We start from the raw sequence: 18,659 nt of genomic DNA, 5'->3' as shown, positions 1-18,659 counted from the left end.
AGGATTACTATCTTCAATTAAAAATTAAACTATTGAGTAGTTGATGAATTTATTCAAAAGTAAAGAAATATCATTCTCGCTAAAAGCTTTACTAATAAAACTATACTTTATGGCAATAATTTCCCTGGATTCATGATATTATCAGGGTCGATGGCTCGTTTGATGGTTCGCATCATATTGAGTGCATCGCCGTGTTCGGGCTGCATAAAATGAAGCTTCCCGACTCCAACTCCATGTTCGCCCGTGCAAGTACCACCAACATCTAAAGCTCGTTTTACCAATCTTTCGTTGAGGGCTTTTGCTCGTTCAAATTCGTTGACATCATTTGGGTCAATCACGATAGTCAAGTGAAAATTCCCATCGCCTACGTGACCCAAAATTGGTGCTAAAATATTACTTTCAGCAATATCTATTTGAGTATCAACAATACACTTGGCCAATTTTGAAATCGGTACGCATACATCAGTCGACATCAATTTGCCATCCTCTTTTAAAGCCACCGAAGCTGGTGCGGCATCGGTTCTGGCACGCCATAGTTTTTTACGGTTTTCTTCGCCTTTTTCCCACAAAAACTCTATCAAACCGTATTCATTGGCAATTTCTTCTACTTTTCGTATCTGTTCTTCTAATTCGGCTTTTGAACCTCCAAATTCTAAAAAAAGCGTAGGTTTTTCGGCATAACTGAGAGCAGAATACAGATTGATGGCACGCATCATTTGGTCGTCGAGTAGCTCAATTTTTGCGATCGGAATACCTTTTTGGATAGTTTTGATGGCAGTTTTAACCGCCAACTCAACGCTCGGAAACGAACATACGGCAGCAAAAATAGCCTCTGGATAGCTGTGAAGTTTAAGTGTAAGCTCAGTTATTACTCCAAGTGTGCCTTCTGCCCCAACCAATAATCGAGTAAGGTCATAGCCCGCTGATGATTTCTTTGCTTTGCTTCCTGTTTGAATTATATCTCCATTGGGCAAAACCGCCTTGAGTGTCAGTACGTTGTCTTTCATTGTGCCATAACGCACCGCATTTGTCCCCGATGCTCTTGTGCTGGCCATACCACCTATCGTTGCATTTACCCCAGGTCCAATCGGAAAGAAAAAGCCACTTCCTTCTAAGGCTTCATCTATTTGATTACGTGTCACGCCCGACTCCACGGTCACATACATATCATCAGTATTGATTTCGATGATATTATTCATCTTGCTTAAATCAATACACACGCCACCTTCGAGAGCTAAAATGTGTCCTTCGAGCGAGGTACCTGCTCCAAAAGGAACAATCGGAGTTTTGTATTTGGCACAAATCTTTACGATTTCGGCAACTTCTTCGGTATTTTTAGGAAAAACAACACAATCGGGCGGAGTACAAGCATGATAGCTATAACCAACACCGTGTTCGTTTCGGATGTTTGTTTCGCTCGTTACACGGTCTTGCAAAAGGCTTTTTAGTTCTTCAAAAACTGCCTGATTGAATTGTTTTTCCATACTGTGTTAATAAATTATATAGAAACAGGAGGCTTTATATGAGTCTTTACAAACCTTTCTATCTTTGAGCGAAAAGCTTGTGTCTCAGGCGTAAACTCAAACTTTTTATCATCTAAAGCTGGGTTTACTTTATATGTATTTGGGTTTACTTTTGGAATCTCTCTCTTTGTTTTCATATTCTTGGATAGATTAAGAATGCGTAATAATCTTCATTTTTGCGAAAAACTTCTTGTGTTCCATCATTTTTAAAACCTTCAACCAAAAAATACAGTTCTATTTCTTCTACAAATTTCGAAATAATACTTCTATAAAGCCTTGTTCTTATTTCATTACTTCCTGTAAAAACTACTTTCTTATCTGGATATTTTTCAAAGAATAAAAACATTGTCTGTACAACTGTGGACAATACTTTATTCATATCTTTATTCGCACTTTTTACACTGTAATCAATCGTATTATCTTCCACCAAATCTCCAAAACCCATATGGTATAATTCATCAACAAGAGGCTCATATACAACTACTTTCTTTATTATTTTCTCTCTACTCACACTTTCAAAAGAAAAAATTAGACCGTTATTTGAAACCTCAAAATTGTATGATGGTTTTTCCATAATTTTACTTCATCAATGCTGCATAATGCTTGAAAAACAAAGGAATAGTTTCGATTCCTTTGAAGAAATTAAACAAACCATAATGCTCATTTGGCGAATGTAAGGCATCCGAATCTAAACCAAAACCCAAAAGGATTGATTTCAGCCCTAATTCTTGCTCAAACAAAGCCACAATCGGAATACTTCCACCACCACGAGTTGGAACTGGTTTCTTGCCAAAAGCTTCTTCCAATGCCAGAACTGCGGCTTTATAACCAGCTGAATCTGTCGGCGTTACGTAAGGTTGTCCACCATGATGGCGACTTACTTCAACCTTCACCGTTGGTGGAGCAATAGCTTTGAAGTGTGCTTCAAACAAATCTGCAATTTCTTCCCAGTCTTGGTCAGGTACGAGTCGCATCGAAATCTTAGCAAATGCTTTTGATGGCAATACTGTTTTTGAGCCTTCACCCGTATAGCCGCCCCAAATACCATTGACATCAAGCGTTGGGCGGATGCTTGCACGCTCACGAGTAGTGTAACCTTTCTCGCCCGAAACTTCGGCAATATCAAGGTCTTTTTTATATTCTTCTAAATCGAACGGTGCTGATTCTAAATCATCACGTTCAGCTTGTGATAGTTCGGCAACTTTATCATAAAAACCTTTGATTGTTACTTTTCCATCGGCATCGTGCATAGATGCAACCATCTGGCAAAGTACATTTACAGGATTTGCCACTGCTCCACCGTAAACCCCTGAGTGCAAATCACGGTTCGGGCCAGTAACGGCAACTTCCATGTAAGTAAGGCCACGCAAACCCGTTTCTACCGAAGGAATATCATTGGCTATGATTGAAGTATCCGAAATCAAAATCAAATCGGCGGCGAGTTTTTCCTTGTTTGCTTTTACAAACACACCTAAGTTTTCAGAACCTACTTCTTCTTCGCCCTCAAACATTATCTTTACATTACATGGCAAACCACCTTGTGCCAACATCATTTCTATGGCTTTTACGTGCATATAGATTTGACCTTTATCATCGCAAGAACCACGAGCAAAAATTGCTCCATCAGGGTGATTTTTGGTTACTTTAATAGTTGGTTCAAAAGGTGGGGAATCCCACAATTCGTAAGGGTCAGCTGGTTGCACATCGTAGTGTCCATAAACCAAAATAGTTGGTAATGAGGCATCTACGATTTTCTCGGCATATACAATTGGGTGGCCTGCGGTTGGGCAAATCTCGGCTTTATCGAGACCCGCTTCTAATAATCTTTCTTTTACAAATTCAGCCGCACGAAGCATATCAGGCTGAAATTTGGTGTCGGCACTTACCGACGGAATTCTAAGAAAATCAAAAAGTTCGTCTAAAAAACGGTCTTTATTTTGTTCGATGTAAGTGTTCATTGATTTGTGGTTTTCTATCTAATACAAAGTTATGCGTTTATTTCTTCGCACCAAACTTACTTTCAGTTCCTTTGAGTAGGCGTTGGATATTTTGGCGGTGCATAACAGCCAAAATAATGAATATCAGCCAAGCAAAACCAATGGCATATTTATCGGCATTATCATTCCACAGATTGAAAGTCAACTGAATGGGGAAAGCTAATGCTCCGAGAATAGACCCCAACGACACATATTTAGTAGCGAATACGATAATCATAAAAACCACCATACAACCCAAAGCAGCCCAAGGGAAAGTAGCCACCAAAACGCCCATTGCGGTAGCCACGCCTTTACCGCCTCTGAACTGTGCAAAAATCGGGAAAATATGTCCCGCAATCACGGCCAACCCCATAATTAAAGGCAAAATACTGTCTGTTTCGGTTGAAAAAAGACTTTCAGCTTTCACAGCTAAAAAACCCTTCAAAAAATCGACGATGAGAACAATGATACCTGCTTTTTTGCCAAGCGTGCGAAGGGAATTGGTTGCTCCTGCATTGCCGCTTCCGTGCTGACGAACATCTACTCCATGAAAAATTTTACCGTACCAAACTGCTGTGGGAATTGAGCCTGCTAAATAGGCGAAAATAGTGCTAAAAATCATTAAGGCCATTTGTTGATTATGATGAACTGACAAAATTACACAAAATTGTGATATTTCGTGTTAGCCCTATGACAAAAAACACATAAAATGCTGATAAATAGCACATTATGTGTTTTTTATTTTATTCAAAATTGTATATTTTTAAATATTTCTATACTAAAGTAGCAGTAAATCAACAAAAATACTACTATTTTTTATTGACATTACATACGAGTTACGCCCTTGCGTTTGAGAGCTAAATCATGGGCGGTATCGTAGTATGAACGAAGGTTTGTCCAGTCGAAAATCTCGGAAATATTCTCAACACGGTTACGCTGCATGATACGATCACGGCGATTCATGGTTACGAATTTGTATAAAATCTCGGCCAGTTGGTCGGCGGCTTTATCGAAATTTTTAGTTTTACGATTGACCACATAAACACCCACATTATCGTAGTCTTTCATTAATTGCATGATAAAATCTCCGAAACCTGAGAGATCACTCGTCACGGTCGGAATCCCTCGTACTACGCACTCAAGTGGCGTGTAGCCCCAAGGCTCATAATAGCTCGGAAATACTCCCAAATGGCATCCACGCACAAATTGACTATACTCCATACCAAAAAGTGGATTGGTTGGCGAAATAAAATCTGGATGATACACAAATTTTACTCGGTCTTGCTCGTGGTTGAGTAAGTTGGTTTCTTTCAAATAATTAGTAATATCATCAGGTTGTTTGAGCAAGTGCGTTACAGTATGAGGAAGTTTCTTGGTTTTCCAAGTCTGAATCGTGCGACGCAGTCGAAGTCTCCAATATTCATCCACAAATTCATTCAAATCTGGTAGATTTGGGTCGTCGTTCGATGCCGAAGCGTGAAAAAGATGCTCGCCGATTTGCTTTTCGATTGATTCGCAAGTCTGACGAATTTCTTCCATCACAGCCCTCGACTGCAATACCTCGGGGTCAATCGAATGTACTGGATTTTTAGTAATAATAAACATTACTACCGTTGTATCAATACCTGCTTGTACGAGTTTAAAATTAAGTCGTTTGAGAGCTTCGAGCGTAAGATCATAACCTTTATTGCGGAATTCGTAACGCCCCGAAGTAAAGAAATAAAGTGTATTATCTAAATCCCACGAATAACTTTGAAAGAAATGTCCCATCACAAACTGATGGATTTTTTCTTTGTATTTCATGTGTAAATTCTGGAATTCGTGCGTAGCAGCAAAACGAGTTACGTTCAGACCATTTGGCAAAATCAAATCACAGGTTCTTCCAAAAAACACCTCACATTCTTTGGCGGTTACATCGCTCACGGTTGTAAGTACATGAGATTTTTGAGCAGCCAAACGTTCAATTTTCGCTTGAGCTTCGATTCCATAATTTTTGGCTTCAATGTCCCAATCGTATCCTGATAATTTTTCGTAGAAATCAGCCTCATTTCCTGCAATGTAACGCCCCAACATAGTTGCATGAGTCGTAAAAACTGTCGAAATTGGCACATTATCCGTCCGAATATCAATCAAGGCTGTTGCAACCATCCACTCGTGGAAATGAGCAACAATATCATTTTTATAGCCATTTGTTTCGCCAAATTCGCTTAGAAATACCCTAATCATTTCACCAAGAGCAATTACTTGGTCAACAAGTGGCTCGGCATTTAGTGTCGAAATTTGATGTCTTTCCCAGAGTTTAAATTTATAATCATTGGTGTTTTTTAAAAGAGCTTTAAAATCAAGTAATACAATTTTTGGCTTACCTGTTACGAGCCAACGTCCATAATGAGCGTCAAAACCCATTTCTTGCATTTTCTTTACTGTTTTGCCAAATGGCGATTCGTCAAGGTCAGCAATTGGCTCAAATTCAATCATCGCCGTATTTGGAAAATATGGGCCAATGAGACAATAATTTTCGCCCCACTCCTCTACCATTGAAGGTACTTTTGAGCGAATAACGGTGTAAATTCCCCCTACTTGGTTGCATACCTCCCAAGCTATTTCCATCAACATTGGCTTCTTTTGTTCTCGTGGTTTAATACTAATGGTTTGTTCTGATTCTTTCTTTAATTTTGCTTTGGTTGCCATGTTGCTAAAAAAAATGGTAAAACATAGGGTTGAATTAGCTTAAAAAATTTAACAATAGCAATAAAAAATTTAACTTTTCAAGTAATTCTAATCTTAAAAGGCTAATTTTAGACATTCTGCTATTTTTTGCATAAATTTCTTTTAGCAAATCTATCATATTCATTCGTTCATTCTGTTAATATTTGGTTATTTTTTATGCCCAAACGCTCAAATTATTGGTTAGGAGCAGGATTGGTCTTTGGGGCAGCGTTTGGTTTTGCTTTAAAAGGAATCTTCATTAAATCGGCTTACGAGTACGGCATTGACACTATTTCGTTGCTTTCGCTCCGATTTTTATTTTCGGTGCCATTCTATATTTTTATTTTATCTCGGAAAAGAATCCAAGAAGAATCGCACCCACAAGTACAGATGCTTACTTGGCTAAAACTCTTTGCAGTTGGTTTTGTAGGATATTATGTTTCGGCCTATTTCAATCTCTTAGGCTTGAATTATATCACGGCCAGTCTGGAGCGAATTTTGCTCTTTGTGTACCCAACTTTTGTCTTGCTTTTGCGAGCGATTATACTCAAAAAATCAATAACTCGCCTTCAATGGTTAGCTCTCGGTATCACTTATCTCGGAATCGTTTTGGCATTCTTGAAAAACTTTGATGTTCATCAACAAAAAAACATCGGCTTGGGTGCTTTTTGGGTAATTTTGAGTGGATTTACTTATGCTTTTTATCTCATAAGTAGCGATGGCCTCATCGCAAAACTCGGCACTACTCGCTTTACTTCGTGGGTGATTATCTCGGCACTTTTTCCAACAATCATTCATTGCTACATCGAAAACGGACTTACCATTTTTAATTTTCCGAGGCCTGTTTATATCATTTCGCTTTCGATGGCCGTTTTCTCAACAGTTTTGCCAACATTCATGTTGTCAGAGGGAATCAAGCATGTGGGTTCGGGTAATGCTTCGATAATTGCGAGTATCGGACCAATTTTTACGATTTTTCTGGCAACAGCATTTTTGGGAGAAAACATCTGGCTCGAACAAATCATCGGAACATTTTTCGTCTTAATCGGTGTATTTTTGATTAGCTGGAAAGGGAAAAAATGATAATGCTGAAAAATACCGTTTAATAACGAATCATTAACACGTAATCATTATATAAGTACCACACAATTTGATTAATTTTGAAAGATTATTTGCAACAAACCTCAAAGAATGAAATATTATACTATAATTTTTAGCCTATTATTTATAATTACTGCTTGTACTAACAAAAACGAAAAAAAACAAATACAATTATCTGACAGTCAGGAGTTTAGAAAATACTGGTTTACGAATAAAGCCGAAATCAGTAGTTATGATTTACAACAAGCTCAATACGGAAAGCTCAATAAAGGCGAAGCCGTGATGGTATTTGTCAGTGAAGATTTTCGTTTAGACAAACAGGTAAAACTGGAGTCAGATGCCAAAGAAAAGGCAACACCAGTGCTAAAACTCAATTTTATTAAAAAATTTGTTACGGGTATTTATGATTATTCGATGTACACATCAGTTTTCACGCCTATTCAAACCAATACATTTTCTGCAACGCTCAAGGTCACAAATACCAACCAAGAGTGGTGCGGGCAGAGTTTTATGCAGCTAAATTATCACCAAAACGGGTATCAAATACTTGGAAAATCGTATTTTGAAGAAGAAGTTTCAGAAGAATGTCATATTGATTATGCCATGCTCGAAGATGAACTCTGGACAAAGATTAGGTTATTACCTATCGAACAACTACCCAAAGGAAATGTTTTGTTGATACCAAGCATGACGTTTTTGCGTTTGCGTCATAAAAAAGTGCAGGCCGAAATGACCAAAATTAAACTCGAACCCTATAAAGGCGATTCAACATTTAAGGGTAAAGACTTGATGGACTATCAAATTAAGTTCCCTGAAAGTCAGCGAGATTTAAGAATCATTTTTGAGAAAGGTTTTCCTCACCAGATTATCGGTTGGGAAGATACGTATGAAGTAAGAAAAAAGAAATTAACGTCGAGAGCGGTACTGAAAGCAACCATTCAAAATGCTTATTGGGAGAAAAACTCGCCCGCTGATACCACTTATAGAAAACTTTTAAAGTTGAAATATTGAAAGTATAATTTTGCAAAGGGTCTACACCGAAGGTCTGACCTGAACATGAAAAAGCATTTATAATTTAGGCAAATAGCCTATTAACAATAATTTGATGAAAAAGCCCAATATCAATCACTTTCTTGTCTTTTTATCATTAATATCAATTCTTGCTTCATGCGGAGAAAAAAAAGCTCAAAAAACTGAAAATAAAGCGGATGCACCAGCCATTCATACGCTTATTTTCATTGATAAAACCGCCAGTGTGGACGTTTCAAAGCCTTTTGTTGCCCAAAAATACCAGCAAGCACTCAATAGTATTATCGAAGAAAATGTAAGGAAATCGGGCGATAAATTTGAGATTTACTACATTCACGAAAATACAGCTAAAGGGCGTTGCCTTTCGCTCACTTGCCGCACCGAAATGGAAGACACCGAAGGTATGAATGCAACAGACTTAGAGGCTATTAAAACCTCTTATGACTTATCAATTAGAAAAGAACGTACCTTCGTAACAAAACAAGCATTGGCACGTCTCAACGCTCAAAATGATAATGCTTCCAATCGTGAAACCAATATTTTGGCGAGCCTTCCTGTTATTGCTAAAGCTTCAGAATCAGGTGCAGTAGTAAAAGTTTATTATTTGAGTGATATGGTTGAAAGTGTAAAAAGTGGTCGAGATTTTCAGATAAACCCACCAAAAGATAACTCGGAAGCAGAAAACTGGGCAAAAGCTGATGCCGAAAAATATAAAGATTTAGCTCTGAATGGCCCTGATATTTCGATGATATTACCCTTTGAACCAACGAGTTCAATTAAAGAAAATAACCCAACGATTACACTTTATTGGTCGAAATTATTTGAAAACTTGGGCGTAATGAGTGTACAGGAATTGTAACACAATTTTCTAAATTGTGCCAACAATGTAATGGGAAATCAAAGAATAGCATAACAAAAAACGGCGACATATCTTTCGATACATCGCCGCCTTTGTATATAAGAACTATAATCTTTTACTGTGCTTTCAAAGCCTCTGCACCACCAACAATCTCTAAGATTTCGTTAGTAATAGCAGCTTGACGACTGCGGTTATACTCAATTTTCAAAGTACGAAGCAATTCGTTAGCATTATCAGTTGCTTTGTCCATTGCAGTCATTCTGGCTCCGTGTTCCGACGCATTCGAGTCAAGAACTGCTTTAAATATCTGCATTTTGATAGCTTTTGGCATTAACTCCAAAACAATCTCTTCTTCCGATGGCTCAAAGATATAATCAATAGCACCTGCTTTTGAAGTATTATCTTTTTTCTCAACCAAAGGCAAAACCTGCTCTGCACGGATAATTTGCGTTGCAGCATTTTTGAATTCGTTGAAAATAATCTCAACTACATCATACTTACCATTAGTAAAAGCTTCCATCACTTGTTCGGCAGCCTGACGAGCAGTTGCAAAATTCAAGCGTTGGAAAATATCCATATACTCGGTATTTACTTTAAAGCCACGTTTTTGTAGTGTTTCACCACCTTTCTTACCCAGAGGCATGATTTCTACTTTTCCTTTAGCGGCTTGAGGAGCGTATTTCTCTTGAATAAGAGCTAATGCAGCTTTTACAACATTTGAGTTGAAAGCACCACAAAGACCTCTATCTGAAGTTACAACAATGATTAATACGTTCTCAACGGTACGTACTTTGGTATATGGGCTCGTTGCTCCTACTTCTGTATTTGCCGAAACAGTCGAAATCAATTCGTTCAACTTATTCGCATACGGACGCATCTGCACAATAGCATCTTGAGCACGACGAAGTTTCGCCGCCGATACCATTTTCATTGCTTTGGTAATCTGTGTCGTAGAATTTACCGAAACAATTCTATTTCTTACTTCTTTTAATGAAGCCATCTTTTTAATTAATTAAGAATTAAAAATTGAGAATTAAAAATGAAGGTAGAATATTTCCTTATTCTCAATTCTCAATTCTCAATTCTACATTCTTAATTGTATTAAGCGTATTTCTCTGCTAATTCTTTACCAACTTTTTTGATGATAGCTGTAATGTCATCATCTAATTTACCAGCCGCAAGTTTAGTGATAACCTCAGGGTTTTGAGCTTTCAACAATGTAATAAATTCGTTTTCAAACGCTTTTACTTTGCTTACATCTACTTTATCCATTACACCATTGATTGAAGCGTAAATGATTGCTACTTGCTCACCAACTGGTGTAGGCGAGAATTGAGCTTGCTTCAAAATCTCTTGGTTTTTACGACCACGGTCGATTGTCAATTTTGTAGAAGCATCAAGGTCAGAACCAAACTTAGCAAACGCTTCCAATTCACGGAATTGTGCTTGATCAAGTTTCAAAGTACCTGCTACTTTCTTCATTGACTTGATCTGAGCATTACCACCCACGCGTGATACCGAGATACCTACGTTAATCGCTGGACGAATACCTGCGTTGAACAAGTTAGACTCCAAGAAGATTTGTCCGTCAGTAATCGAAATTACGTTAGTCGGGATGTATGCCGAAACGTCACCCGCTTGAGTTTCGATAATCGGAAGAGCTGTCAATGAACCGCCACCTTTTACTTTACCTTTCAATGAAGCAGGAAGGTCGTTCATGTTGCTTGCAATCGTATCATCAGAACTGATTTTCGCAGCACGCTCCAACAAACGGCTATGTAAGTAGAAAACGTCTCCTGGATAAGCCTCACGACCTGGCGGACGACGAAGCAATAATGATACCTCACGGTAAGCAACAGCTTGTTTAGATAAATCATCATAAACAACTAATGCTGGACGGCCAGTATCACGGAAATATTCACCGATGGCAGCACCCGTAAACGGAGCGAAGAATTGCATCGGAGATGGGTCAGAAGCACCAGCATTTACGATAACTGTGTAGTCCATTGCACCGTATTTACGAAGTGTTTGCTCAACAGCCTTCACCGTAGATGCTTTTTGTCCACAAGCTACATAAATACAAAATACTGGTTCGCCTTTATCGTAGAATTCTTTTTGGTTGATGATGGCATCAATACAAACAGCAGTTTTACCCGTCTGACGGTCACCGATAACCAACTCACGTTGTCCACGACCGATTGGAATCATGGCGTCAATTGATTTGATACCTGTTTGTAAAGGCTCAGTTACTGGCTGACGATAAATTACACCTGGTGCTTTACGCTCCAATGGCATTTCAAAAGTTTCGCCTTGAATCGGGCCATTTCCATCGATAGGTTCTGCCAAAGTATTTACAACACGACCTACGATTCCTTCGCCTACTTTTACAGAGGCAATTTCACCTGTACGTTTTACTGTTGCTCCTTCTTTGATACCTGTCGAATCGCCTAGTAATACCGCCCCTACGTTATCTTCTTCGAGGTTAAGTGCTAAGGCTTTCAAGCCATTTTCAAACGCCAGCAATTCACCGGCTTGAACTTTTGATAAACCGTATATACGTGCTACACCGTCGCCGATTTGTAGCACTGTACCAACTTCTTCGAGTTCGGCTTCGGTTCTTGAACCTGCCAATTGCTCACGCAGGATTGCCGAAACTTCATCTGGTCTAACTGATGCCATATAATTTTTTTGATGAGTTTTGAATATAAATTTGAAAAAACTTGCGTTGTACCCTCGCTTTTTCGGGTGCAAAATTACGATAGTATTTTCACAATTCCCATATTTTTAGCAGAAAAAGATAAAAAAGGTAGGATTATTTTTAGAAAACTGAATTATATTTTGAAAGTTTGTGACCAAAATCTGACATCTTTGCGAAAGTTGTCAGATTTGAACATATTTTTTGGCATCTTTGCAACAGTTTTTTTTATCAAGAATCATTGTTTTTAAAATGAAAAATATTGACGTTTGTTTAACACCAGATTTACTCCATCTTCATAATATTGACAATACGATTGTAATCGTTACGGATATTTTCAGAGCCACTTCTTGTATGGTCACGGGCTTTGCCTATGGCGTAAAAGCGATTATTCCCGTAGAAACCGTTGAAGAATGTCAAGCCTTACAAGCCAAAGGGTTTATTGCAGCAGCCGAGCGTAATGCTCAAAAAGTAGAGGGTTTTGAGCTTGACAACTCACCTTTTAGCTATATGGACGAAAAATTGATTGGCGAAAAAATTGCCATGACAACTACGAACGGTACATATTCAATTACGAAAGCTAAAAGTTCGGCCGTAAAAGTTTTAGTGGGTGCATTCTTAAACCTCAATGCGATTGTTGAGTATTTGAAAACTCAACCTTATGATGTTTTGGTATTGTGTGCAGGCTGGAAAGGTAGAACAAATTTGGAAGATACGCTTTTTGCAGGTGCATTGGTAGATGCAGTGCAAAATGAGTTTTTTGTAGCCGAAGATAGTGCAATTATGGCCATGCGAATGTATCAACAAGCTAAAGATGATATGTTGGGCTATTTGGCGAACTCATCGCATATTCGTCGTTTGCAACGTTTGGGTATTAATAAAGACATTGGTTATTGCCTACAACGTGATTTGTATGATGTTGTGCCTGTACTTCGTGGGAATGAGTTGGTGAATATGTGATATTTGTATTTGGGTGAGGTAAAGTATTAGTAAAAAATAACTTTAGCGAGAACATTAAGCGAGAACAAAGTTTCCCCTCCTTTTCAAGGAGGGGTGTCCTGACGAAGTCGGACGGGGTGGTTAAACATTGGACTAAATTTTTAGCAAAAAGCTATGCAACTCAATAATCTAAAAACCCTAAAACCACATAGAAAATATTTACGAAACCATTCCACATCAGCCGAAGCTACTCTATGGAATTATTTAAAGAATAGCCAATTAGAAGGGCGAAAGTTTAGAAGACAGCACAGTATTGAGTTTTATATTCTTGACTTTTATTGTCCATCGGAGAGGCTAAACATAGAATTAGATGGACAAGAACATTTTGAAGGCTACGGACTTGTGCAAGATGAAATACGTGATGAGTTTTTAAAATCACTCAACATCAAATATATTGCGATTTGAAAATAAACAAGTTTTTGAAAATATTGATTGGGTTTTGAATGAGATTAAAAGGCATTTTAAGACCTAACCAACCACCCCCGCCGACTTCGTCAGGCGACCCCTCCTTTTCAAGGAGGGGAAACTAAATAACAACAACATTTTCCTCTTCATCAAAATGAAACTAAAATTCCATATTCTTACACTGCAAATGCGGCATACTTTTACAATTGCACATGGCTCTCGTGATGATATTGATGCCTTTATTGTAGAACTTCAAGACGGCGACCTCAGTGGTTATGGCGAAGCTACGCCGATTCCTTATTACGGCGTAACGGCCGAAGGCATGAAAGACAAACTCACTGAATATCAGAGCATTATCGAAAACTATGAACTAAATAGTCCTAAAGATTTTTGGGCATTTATGTATCCGTACCTAAAAAGTGACCCTTTCGCACATTGTGCCTTAGATATTGCTGCTTGGGATTTGTGGGGAAAAAAACGAGGAAAACCACTTTACGAAATTTGGGGATTAGATATAAAGAAAGCTCCGTACTCAAACTATACGATTGGCATTGATACCATCGAAAAAATGGTTGAAAAAATGCAAGAGTTCGATTTCCCGATTTATAAAATCAAACTCGGCACCGACCACGATGTGGAGATTGTCCGTGAACTTCGCAAACATACTGATGCACTTTTCAGAGTAGATGCCAACTGTGCTTGGGGCGTAGAAGAAACAATTGAAAACTCAAAAGCTTTTGCCGAATTGGGCGTTGAGTTTATCGAACAACCGATGCAAAAAGATGATTATGAACCAATGCTCGAAATAATGGCAGAATCGGTTCTACCTCTAATTGCAGATGAAAGTTGTATCGTGGAAGAAGATGTGAAAAAATGCGTTGGGAAATTTGATGGAGTAAACATAAAACTGGCAAAATGTGGTGGAATTACGCCCGCATTACGCATGATTGCCGAAGCTCGACGTTTAGGTTTACAGGTGATGTGTGGCTGCATGACCGAAACAAGTATCGGAATTTCGGCAATTGGGCAGCTTGCACCTCTGCTTGATTATGTAGATATGGATGGCTCGATTTTAATTGCTAATGACCCTGCAACGGGTGTTTATCTCGATAAAGGTAAGCCTGTTTACCCAAAAGTAAATGGTACGGGAGCAACGCTTCTTTGAGTCCACAACTAATGGTCAACAGTCCACAGAATACAAAAGTAATAGGAATTTTACTGTGGACTGTTGACCATCAAGTGTAAACTTTCATCAAAACTCATTTAATACAATTACTTCAGACTCGGTAGTATTACTAATATTTCCTGCTCGGTCTTTAATTGTTACTTGAAATTTTAAAGAATCTTTCACTGGCGTAAATGGGTGGGGAAAATCTATCGAATAGTCAAGTGTTCCTTCAATTGGCCCAGTTTTTCCATCCGTTTTTAAGCGAGGGAAATACCCAGAGTAGGGAACATCTGGTATAAATTCAGTAAAGACCCCCTTTTTTTTACGGAAAATTCTGATGATATAATTGAAATCGTTTGTCAGTTCGGCAGTTGTTTTTTCTTTTTCGTTTAACCCCAAATCTCCATCTCCATCTTGAAACTTAACAGTTAAAATAACAGAATCTTTTTTTGAACCCGCAAATTGGTCAATTCTTATTTCTTTTTTCAAACTTCTAAATTCAATGGCTGGTTTTACATCAAAAGATACCTCTTTATAACAACCTATTAATAAGCCTATTGCTGCTAATATGATAAATCCTGAAACCTTTTTCATCGTAATTATGTAATTTTGATTAGTCTATGGTCATTTAGATAACAGCCCACGGTTAATTTTTGTGGGCTATCAAGTGTCGCCTATCGACTATTTTCTGCTAATTTAGTAAAAATTATAAAATTTTCAATGAGTATTCGTGACGAACTAAAATCGGCAGTTTTACAATTGAGCGATGCCTCAGTAAGACCACACGATTTTGAAGAATTAGCTTTAGAAATCTTTCGTTTTCAAGCTGCCAGCAATTACACTTACAAAGAATACCTAAGTTTTCTGAAAGTAAATCCTACAAAAGTTAGTCGTCTGGAGAAAATCCCTTTCTTACCGATTCAGTTTTTCAAACACCATAAAATCGTGTCGGATGCTGCTCCTACCCAAATCATATTTGAAAGTAGCGGTACAACTGGCGATACAACAAGCAAACATTTAGTGAGCGATTTGCCTTTCTATGAATATATCAGTCAGCGAATCTTCGAGCAGTTTTATGGCCCATTGAGCGACTTCCATATTTTAGCTTTGCTACCTTCTTACCTTGAACGAAATAATTCGTCGTTGGTGTATATGGTGCAGAGTTTTATTTATCGCACTTATTCGAAAGAATCGGGTTTTTATCTGAAAAACACTTCCGAATTGATTCAACAGCTCCGCCAATTATCTAACCAAAATTCAAAGCGAAAGGTTTTGTTGATTGGTGTAACTTTTGCCTTGCTCGATTTGGCCGAATCGGGCGAAGATTTATCTTTTATGGAAAAACTAAAAGATAGATTGATTGTCATGGAAACGGGTGGAATGAAAGGAAGAAGAAAAGAACTTTTGCGTGAAGAAGTTCATGAAATTCTGACCTCAGCTTTTGGAATTGAAAAAATTCATTCAGAATATGGCATGACCGAACTCCTTTCGCAAGGATACTCGAAGGGTGATGGGATTTTTGAATTACCACAAACGATGAAAGTTTTGCTTCGAGAAATCAACGACCCTTTTAAGATTATTTCGACAGTAAATTTTAAAACCAATAATGAACGAACGCTCATTCGTGGTGGAATTAACGTAGTCGATTTGGCAAACATTGATTCTTGCTGCTTTATAGAAACCCAAGATTTAGGAGCATATAACACTGAAAATCAATCGTTCAGTATTATTGGCCGTTTTGATAATTCAGATATCAGAGGTTGTAATCTGATGGTAGTTTAGGTTGTAGTTTTAGTTGCAGATTGTTTAATTTTTAAAGTAAACAACATGTAACTTTTTTAACAATTCATAACAAAACGAACGACTTTTACAGATACTTATTTAAAGTCCGAATCACGGGCGGTAAATAACTCGTTCCGAATAAATTTACATGAACCAATAGCGGGTATATATTATAAATCGGCACACGCATATCGAAGCGAGGTTGTAGCGGATACACTTCATTATAAGTATCATAGAAACGCTTATCGAAGCCACCAAAAAGTGTTGTAAAGGCAATTTCCATTTCACGATTTCCGTAATAAACGGCGGGGTCGATGAGCGTTGGCTCGCCATCATTATTTGTTATTACGTTTCCAGTCCATAAATCGCCGTGTAATAGTGAAGCTGGTTCGTTTGGCAACAATTCGGGTAGAACTTTATAGAACTGCTGAAATTTCTCGTATAACTCTTTGCTAATCAATTCATTATAATAAGCCAAGCCAGCTTGAAGATTTAAGCGTTTTTCGATAAAAAAACTCAACCAATCATCTTTTTGCTCATTATTTTGGCGAAGTGAGCCTATGTAATTATCAAAATTTAGTCCAAATTTTTCGTCAGTATTTCGGTGTAAGGCGGCTATTTTCTCCCCCAACATTTCCCAATAATCGAAATTTGGCTTGGTATATTCTATGTTTTCCAGCACTAAATAATCTTGTCCGTCACGTCGTCCCCAGTTGATTACCTCAGGCACACGAATGATGTTAGTCCCACGTAATAAGTCAAGACCACGTGCTTCGGTTTCAAACATTCCTTCGTGATTTCGAGTATTATATTTCACAAAGTATTTGCCTTCGTTGGTAACTACCTGCACGGTCACGTTGATACTTCCGCCCTGCAATAGTCGATACTCGGTTACTTGAAGGTCACGCCCGAAGCTTTCAAAAAATACGCCTTCAAAAAATTGGAATTGGTCTTCAGCAGTTTGCATAGTACCCCTAATCTCTAAACACCCCCAACCCCTAAAGGGGAGTAAAAGGATGAATAGTGCATATTTTAAATTATTAAAAAAACATATCCGAATATTAGCACAATCGACTTATTATCAATATTTTACAAGAAACAATTAGTAATTCGTAACTCGTAATTCGTAATTCAATCCGAATAGAAACGTTAAAATAAAAACTTTATCATTAAATTTTCCGAACTTTGTAAAAAATTTCAGTAGATTTATTTATTTCATCCTTTTTCATGCAAAAACGTCATCTTGCCATTCTTGGTTCAACGGGTTCGATTGGAACACAAGCTCTGGAGGTAGTAGAAGCCAATCCTGATATTTTTGAAGTAGAAGTGCTGACTGCACAAAACAACGCCGACTTGTTGATTAAACAAGCAGCTAAGTTTCGCCCAAATGTAGTTGTGATTTCAAACGAAGACCTTTACGATAAAGTTTTTGCGGCACTCGACCCACTTGATATAAAAGTTTATACTGGTGACAAATCGTTGGTTTCGGTTGTAGAAATGGAATCGGTCAATATGGTTCTGACGGCTTTAGTTGGCTACGCAGGTTTAATTCCGACTGTGGCGGCTATCAAGGCGGGCAAACACATTGCATTGGCTAATAAAGAAACCTTAGTGGTAGCTGGCGAATTGGTAACAGATTTGGCACAAAAACACAAAGTTGACATTCTACCCGTTGATTCGGAACACTCAGCGATTTTCCAGTGTTTGGTTGGTGAATTCCATAATCCAATCGAAAAGATAATTTTGACTGCTTCGGGTGGGCCATTTAGGGGAAAAAACCGTGAATTTTTGAAAACCGTTACAAAAGCACAGGCTCTAAAGCACCCCAATTGGAGCATGGGAGCAAAAATCACGATTGATTCGGCCTCGTTGATGAATAAAGGCTTGGAAGTGATAGAGGCAAAATGGCTTTTCGGACTTACGCCTGACCAAATCGAAGTGGTGGTGCATCCGCAAAGCATTATTCACTCAATGGTGCAATTTGAAGATGGTAGCATGAAAGCTCAAATGGGTTTACCCGATATGCGTGTGCCGATTCAGTTTGCGATTGGCTATCCGAATCGCTTAAAATCTAATTTCCCGAGAATGGATTTTGCACAATTCCCATCTTTGACTTTTGAAAAGCCTGATTATGAGACCTTCCGTAACTTAGGTTTTGCATTTGAAGCTCTTGAAGTTGGCGGAAACATGGCGTGTATTGTAAATGCAGCCAACGAAGTAGCAGTTGCGGCTTTCTTACGTGATGAAATCGGTTTCTTAGAAATGTCGGATTTGATTGAAGATTGCATGAAAAAAGTAAATTTCGTGCGTACACCAACGCTCGAAGATTATATAGAAACCGACAAAGAAACCAGACGTCTGGCTTTGGAGTTTGTTTAATAGTCGATGATAGTCCGCAGACAATAGTTTATTT

Annotated in this window: 18 protein-coding genes; 8 read left to right on the top strand and 10 right to left on the bottom strand. The window is 38.2% G+C overall.

Annotated features, from left to right (window positions below; genetic code table 11):
* Positions 1-107: 107 nt before the first annotated feature.
* The 6 genes from ABR854_RS18485 to ABR854_RS18460 all read right to left on the bottom strand — a co-directional run bounded on the left by ABR854_RS18485 (position 108) and on the right by ABR854_RS18460 (position 6,115).
* The gene (locus ABR854_RS18485; protein ID WP_350267319.1) at positions 108-1,484 is read right to left on the bottom strand and encodes an FAD-binding oxidoreductase; all 1,377 of its coding nucleotides are present in this window, start codon (positions 1,482-1,484) and stop codon (positions 108-110) included.
* A gap of 14 nt (positions 1,485-1,498) precedes the next feature.
* A complete protein-coding gene (locus tag ABR854_RS18480; RefSeq protein ID WP_350267317.1) occupies positions 1,499-1,660 on the bottom strand; it encodes a hypothetical protein in 162 nt (53 codons plus the stop codon).
* Positions 1,657-2,097 carry a DUF6934 family protein gene (locus ABR854_RS18475; RefSeq protein WP_350267315.1) on the bottom strand — a complete coding sequence of 147 codons (441 nt, stop codon included), beginning with the start codon at positions 2,095-2,097 and terminating at the stop codon, positions 1,657-1,659. Before ABR854_RS18475 ends, ABR854_RS18480 begins: the two co-directional genes overlap by 4 nt.
* A gap of 4 nt (positions 2,098-2,101) precedes the next feature.
* Entirely contained in the window at positions 2,102-3,481 is a 1,380-nt protein-coding gene (locus ABR854_RS18470) for a dipeptidase (protein ID WP_350267313.1), read from the bottom strand.
* A 37-nt stretch (positions 3,482-3,518) separates the two neighbouring features.
* Positions 3,519-4,121, bottom strand: coding sequence for a glycerol-3-phosphate 1-O-acyltransferase PlsY (gene plsY, locus ABR854_RS18465; RefSeq protein WP_350267311.1), 603 nt, complete (start codon positions 4,119-4,121; stop codon positions 3,519-3,521).
* 203 nt (positions 4,122-4,324) lie between these two features.
* Positions 4,325-6,115: a glycosyltransferase family protein gene (locus ABR854_RS18460; protein ID WP_502881212.1), complete on the bottom strand. Its 1,791-nt coding sequence runs from the start codon at positions 6,113-6,115 to the stop codon at positions 4,325-4,327.
* A 270-nt stretch (positions 6,116-6,385) separates the two neighbouring features.
* Between ABR854_RS18460 and ABR854_RS18455 the strand changes: the two genes are divergently transcribed.
* From ABR854_RS18455 to ABR854_RS18445, 3 genes are all read left to right on the top strand, one after another.
* On the top strand, positions 6,386-7,291 hold the full coding sequence (locus ABR854_RS18455) for a DMT family transporter (protein WP_350267308.1): 906 nt from the start codon (positions 6,386-6,388) through the stop codon (positions 7,289-7,291).
* Between the two features lie 108 nt (positions 7,292-7,399).
* Positions 7,400-8,320, top strand: a complete 921-nt coding sequence (locus ABR854_RS18450) for a hypothetical protein (RefSeq protein WP_064197738.1) — start codon at positions 7,400-7,402, stop codon at positions 8,318-8,320.
* Positions 8,321-8,414: 94 nt separating this feature from the next.
* The gene (locus tag ABR854_RS18445; RefSeq protein ID WP_350267305.1) at positions 8,415-9,197 is read left to right on the top strand and encodes a hypothetical protein; all 783 of its coding nucleotides are present in this window, start codon (positions 8,415-8,417) and stop codon (positions 9,195-9,197) included.
* A 115-nt stretch (positions 9,198-9,312) separates the two neighbouring features.
* Here ABR854_RS18445 and atpG read toward each other — a convergent pair whose 3' ends face one another.
* Both atpG and atpA read right to left on the bottom strand, forming a co-directional pair.
* Positions 9,313-10,197: an ATP synthase F1 subunit gamma gene (gene atpG / locus ABR854_RS18440; RefSeq protein ID WP_350267304.1), complete on the bottom strand. Its 885-nt coding sequence runs from the start codon at positions 10,195-10,197 to the stop codon at positions 9,313-9,315.
* Between the two features lie 101 nt (positions 10,198-10,298).
* The gene (gene atpA, locus ABR854_RS18435; protein ID WP_064197735.1) at positions 10,299-11,876 is read right to left on the bottom strand and encodes a F0F1 ATP synthase subunit alpha; all 1,578 of its coding nucleotides are present in this window, start codon (positions 11,874-11,876) and stop codon (positions 10,299-10,301) included.
* Positions 11,877-12,144: 268 nt separating this feature from the next.
* Here atpA and ABR854_RS18430 point away from each other — a divergent pair, with 268 nt between their 5' ends.
* The 3 genes from ABR854_RS18430 (at position 12,145) to ABR854_RS18420 (ending at position 14,461) form a co-directional block, all read left to right on the top strand.
* The gene (locus tag ABR854_RS18430; RefSeq protein ID WP_350267301.1) at positions 12,145-12,852 is read left to right on the top strand and encodes a 2-phosphosulfolactate phosphatase; all 708 of its coding nucleotides are present in this window, start codon (positions 12,145-12,147) and stop codon (positions 12,850-12,852) included.
* Between the two features lie 153 nt (positions 12,853-13,005).
* Positions 13,006-13,296 carry an endonuclease domain-containing protein gene (locus tag ABR854_RS18425; protein ID WP_350267299.1) on the top strand — a complete coding sequence of 97 codons (291 nt, stop codon included), beginning with the start codon at positions 13,006-13,008 and terminating at the stop codon, positions 13,294-13,296.
* Between the two features lie 154 nt (positions 13,297-13,450).
* Positions 13,451-14,461: a dipeptide epimerase gene (locus ABR854_RS18420; protein ID WP_350267297.1), complete on the top strand. Its 1,011-nt coding sequence runs from the start codon at positions 13,451-13,453 to the stop codon at positions 14,459-14,461.
* Positions 14,462-14,548: 87 nt separating this feature from the next.
* On the opposite strand, the gene ABR854_RS18415 is transcribed toward ABR854_RS18420, so the two are convergent.
* Positions 14,549-15,058, bottom strand: coding sequence for a hypothetical protein (locus tag ABR854_RS18415; RefSeq protein WP_350267295.1), 510 nt, complete (start codon positions 15,056-15,058; stop codon positions 14,549-14,551).
* Positions 15,059-15,184: 126 nt separating this feature from the next.
* Here ABR854_RS18415 and ABR854_RS18410 point away from each other — a divergent pair, with 126 nt between their 5' ends.
* The gene (locus ABR854_RS18410; RefSeq protein ID WP_350267293.1) at positions 15,185-16,246 is read left to right on the top strand and encodes an acyl transferase; all 1,062 of its coding nucleotides are present in this window, start codon (positions 15,185-15,187) and stop codon (positions 16,244-16,246) included.
* A gap of 85 nt (positions 16,247-16,331) precedes the next feature.
* Here the strand turns inward: ABR854_RS18410 and ABR854_RS18405 are convergent, their stop codons facing one another.
* Entirely contained in the window at positions 16,332-17,213 is an 882-nt protein-coding gene (locus tag ABR854_RS18405; RefSeq protein ID WP_350267291.1) for a fructosamine kinase family protein, read from the bottom strand.
* A gap of 260 nt (positions 17,214-17,473) precedes the next feature.
* On the opposite strand from ABR854_RS18405, the gene ABR854_RS18400 reads away from it, so the two are divergent.
* Positions 17,474-18,625, top strand: a complete 1,152-nt coding sequence (locus ABR854_RS18400; RefSeq protein WP_350267289.1) for a 1-deoxy-D-xylulose-5-phosphate reductoisomerase — start codon at positions 17,474-17,476, stop codon at positions 18,623-18,625.
* Positions 18,626-18,659: the final 34 nt, after the last annotated feature.

Origin of the sequence: Emticicia sp. W12TSBA100-4 (assembly GCF_040253585.1) — a bacterium.
GTDB lineage: Bacteria > Bacteroidota > Bacteroidia > Cytophagales > Spirosomataceae > Emticicia.
The sequence above is the reverse complement of the archived record's forward strand: the minus strand, read 5'-3'. Positions and strand labels throughout refer to the sequence as shown.